Annotated in this window: 3 protein-coding genes and 1 pseudogene; all 4 read left to right on the top strand. The window is 39.0% G+C overall.

Annotated features, from left to right (window positions below; genetic code table 11):
- Nucleotides 1-926, top strand: a 926-nt coding sequence (locus tag B5F71_RS18925) for a transposase (protein WP_143269947.1), incomplete at its 5' end; no start/stop codon positions are given.
- Between the two features lie 526 nt (nt 927-1,452).
- The gene (locus B5F71_RS18920; protein ID WP_071150121.1) at nt 1,453-2,973 is read left to right on the top strand and encodes an RNA-binding domain-containing protein; all 1,521 of its coding nucleotides are present in this window, start codon (nt 1,453-1,455) and stop codon (nt 2,971-2,973) included.
- 4 nt (nt 2,974-2,977) lie between these two features.
- Complete coding sequence (locus B5F71_RS18915; RefSeq protein WP_087213428.1) at nt 2,978-3,688, top strand: hypothetical protein; 711 nt, start codon at nt 2,978-2,980, stop codon at nt 3,686-3,688.
- A 133-nt stretch (nt 3,689-3,821) separates the two neighbouring features.
- A pseudogene (locus B5F71_RS18910) lies at nt 3,822-4,013 on the top strand (helix-turn-helix transcriptional regulator).
- The last annotated feature ends 124 nt before the right edge of the window (nt 4,014-4,137 follow it).

The following is a 4,137-nucleotide window of genomic DNA, read 5'->3' as shown; positions in this document are numbered from 1 at the left end:
CGGAAGTACGGAAGCAGAATCGTCAGAACCGAAAAATGATAGAGGACTTACCCGTACTGGAGACCGAGACAATAGAACCGACAGGTGTTGACCTGTCTTTATACCGTAGGATAGGCGAAGAGATAACAAAAGTCGTCAAACACAAGCCGGGCATGCTTTACGTCAAGGAAATTATCCGTCCCAAATATGCCCTCAAGGACAGCACCCGGCTTCCTCCTGCCGGACAGAAGGGTGTAGAGATAGCTCCCATGCCGCTGATGCCGGTTGACAAGTGTATCGCTGACACGAGTCTGCTTGCCGAGATACTGCTTCAGAAGTATGAATATCATGTCCCGTTCTACCGTCAGATACAACAGTACCGACATCTTGGAATGAAAGGCCTGACCGAAAGTACGCTGGACGGATGGTTCAAAAAAACAATGGAGCTGCTCAAACCTCTATATGAGGTACTCAAGCGGGAGGTCTTCTCCTGTGACTATGTACAGGCGGATGAAACCACAGTCCCAGTCATCAACAGGGAAAAGCACAAGGCTGACAAGGAATATCTATGGATGGTAAGGTCAGTCATGGAAAAACTGGTCATTTTCTATTATGATGATGGATCCCGGGCAGGAGCGGTCATCGAATCTCTGGCAAATCAATATACATATAGAGGATATCTTCAATGCGATGGTTTTGTAGGTTATGAGACAGCCTTCAAGACCAATCCCGAAGCAGCAGTTAATATGTCTGTTATCTGTTCCCTATTGGCTACTTGTAAGGCACACGATGTAAACCCAAGGGATTACCTGAATGATGTAATCGCCCAAATGCCTTATCACAAGAATGCAACTCATGAGAAACTTTTGGATCTGCTTCCACACAAATGGAAGTTGAAACATCCGGAAAGTATATTGACAAAACAACATGGGGTATCTGACAACTAATGCCATATGCAACATATAGGTTCAACAAAATAATAGCGACTGAAACTATTAGGTTCATAGTGACAGTCGCTATTGTTGTATATAAAGGTTTAAAACTTGTAGTTTATCGAATGCTTACCGCGCTGTAGCAGTTTTGCCTTTAGGGATACTGCTCTAAAGTCGGGTCGTAATTATGGAAATGGGTACGTTGACAAAATAAAATAGGGCATAACTCATTGAGCTACACCCTACTTTTCTATGATTGGTTATCGTTGTTTACTGATACTTACTTCACTTCCTCAAAATCAACAGTATCTCTGTATGAGCAACTTGCGTGAACGTGTTGCAAATATAGCGGAAACCCGAAAATAAGCATCCATAAGCAACCACAGCTCTTTACTGCAAAAGTACAGATTTATTTGATAAATATCGTGATATAAACACATAATAATCAAATCAATGGGGCGATTTTAACAAAATATCCGGTTTTATCCCTATCTTTGTATATGATATTGGGAAATTGTACCCTAATAACAAAAAGAAAACGATGCAAATTCATAACAATACATTGATTGCGGAATGCTCGTCTTACGATTTCAAGGAAATGCTGGAACGTAAGAAAGTAAAGTCATGGCTTAAATCTGTGTCGGCTTTTGCCAACACGGACGGTGGCAGTTTGTTCTATGGAGTAAATGATGACGGAGTGATTGTAGGTTTGGAGAATCCGCAAGCAGATGCTGACTTTATCAGTGAAATGATAAAGGCAAGACTTGACCCAGTACCAGAGGTACAACTTATTCCGATTGAACATGAAGGACGTAACCTGCTTGAAGTAAGAGTAAAGTCAGGAACGCTGACACCATATTATTATTATCAAGACGGAACACGTACAGCTTATACACGAGTTGGTAATGAAAGTGTGGAATGCAATTCGCAACAACTTCTTTCATTGGTATTAAAGGGTACGCACATGACTTGGGATTCGCTGCCTACACAAGTGGATGCCAACAAACATTCTTTCGTTATCCTAGCCAACACTTTCCGCGAACAAACCCATCAGGAATGGAATGATAAGTATTTGGAATCATTCGGACTTGTCACATCTGACGGGAAACTGACCAATGCCGGATTGCTGTTTGTGGATAATTGCACTGTATTCCAATCACGTATTTTCTGCACCCGTTGGACAGGACTTTATAAAGACGATGCAATCAGTTCCGTAGAGCATCGGGCAAATCTTGTATTGCTTTTGAAATATGGTATGGACTTCATCAAGAATTATACCATGAGCGGATGGGTGAAGATGCCGAACTATCGACTTAACCTCCCCGACTATTCAGACCGTGCTATCTTTGAAGGGCTGGTAAACCATCTTATCCATAGAGATTACACAGTAATGGGTGGTGAAGTACATATTGACATCTATGATGACCGAGTAGAATTGGTATCACCAGGAGCAATGCTTGATGGTACACAAATTCAAGACCGGGACATATACAAAGTGCCGTCTATGCGCCGTAACCCTGTCATTGCGGATATGTTTACTCAATTGGACTATATGGAGAAACGTGGTTCGGGTTTAAGAAAAATGAGGGAACTTACGGAGAAACTGCCTAATTTCCTGCCGGGCAAAGAACCACAATATCAAACGGAAGCAATTTCTTTCTATACCACATTCTATAATTTGAATTGGGGAGAGAACGGAAGGATACCTATAGAGGAAGTTGCCAACAGGGTAAATAGTAGCCTCGAAAAGTACTCTATCGATGAAGAATCTTCGGTGAAAACTTTCGGTGATTTACAGAAATCTTCGGTGAAAACCTTCGGTGATTTGCAAAATTCTTCGGTGAAACAAAAGCGATTGGGACGGACCGCACAAAGCATTCTTGACCTTGTAATATCAGATGGGTCTATATCTCAAGATAAGATGGCGGAAAAAATAGGAGTCAGTAAACGAGCCATTGAAATGCAGATTGCAAATCTAAAAGCCAAAGGATTGCTTGTCAGAGAGGGAGCAGATCATGGTGGCTATTGGCGTATTGTAATTAATCCTAAAGCAGAAGAATAGATCTATGGGAATATATCTTATACCACTCTGTGTTATAGTTGCCATTTTGGTAATCGCCTTTTTGTTTGCTTCTTTACAGCAAGTAAAACATAAAACTCGATATATAGTGCTTTATGTAATAGCCATCATCATGCTATTTGCCGTTATTCCTATCAATGAATATTTGACTAAGTTTACGCAAATTTCAAGTGAAGAATACCTGCTTATTTTGATATTCGATATTGCGGTGGGATATTTTTGTATGTACATTGCCGGTTTGCTGAAATTCAATCTTCTTAAACAAAAAAATCAAGCATTAGAAAATGCCTTGACAGAAAAGCAACAAAAAAATGTAGATGCTCTATTAAAGCATCAAAATGAAAAGCAAAAAACACTTCTCAAAGGAGAACTTGAATGGTTAACAGAAAAAATCAAAGTATTTACTGAGGAAGAGCAGAAAGCTATTCTTGCCTGTGCTTGCGCATTTGCAGAACATAACTTGATAATTACTCCATCAATATCTATTCAGCAAAAAGAGACGTGTAGTCAGCAAGACCTTATGTATTTTGTTTGTTCTGCTTTTTTCAATATGGGAAAGAAGCGTAATGATATTGTAAGTTTCTTATATAAAGTTTTTCCTATCTATTTTCCTGCTGGAGAAAGTGTATTGGCTAAAAAAATGCCGGGACAGGAAAGGGTAAAAGAGAGAAGGGATAAAGAAAAACAATCCACATAATCCATAAGTATTATTGAAGTATATTCCAATATAAAGTCGTTTTTCGACATATATTTGTCAGATAATCACTATAATCAGAATAGATTTTCGATTATAAGATTATCTTTGTTTTTGAAAACATATTATGTAATGTATGAACAAAGATATTAATCGATTGAAGGTGGTTCTAGCAGAAAAGAAACGTACCAATAAATAGTTAGATGAACAGTTGGGGAAAAATCCAAGAACTGTTTCGAAATGGTGTACTAACACTATGCAAGCTAACTTAGAGACATTGGTAGAAATCGCCAAAGTTCTTGAAGTGGACACGAAAGATTTATTATAGCCAATAAAAAATATTTAATTCAAGTTTCGCAAGTTCAACTTGCAGCTTTTAATCTATAAATGTCGCAAATATGTTTCATATCTTCCTCCCTGTTGATGATAGCCTGATAGATATCTTCGTCAGT

This window comes from Bacteroides sp. An269, from assembly GCF_002159755.1.
GTDB classification, from domain to species: domain Bacteria; phylum Bacteroidota; class Bacteroidia; order Bacteroidales; family Bacteroidaceae; genus Phocaeicola; species Phocaeicola intestinalis.
Note: the sequence above shows the minus strand (reverse complement) of the source record. Positions and strands in the feature narration are given on the sequence as shown.

What these genes read in the sequence shown, in the direction of transcription:
- B5F71_RS18920 (WP_071150121.1), top strand. Translation starts at nt 1,453, where the DNA reads ATGCAAATTCATAACAATACATTGATTGCGGAATGCTCGTCTTACGAT.
- B5F71_RS18915 (WP_087213428.1), top strand. Translation starts at nt 2,978, where the DNA reads ATGGGAATATATCTTATACCACTCTGTGTTATAGTTGCCATTTTGGTA.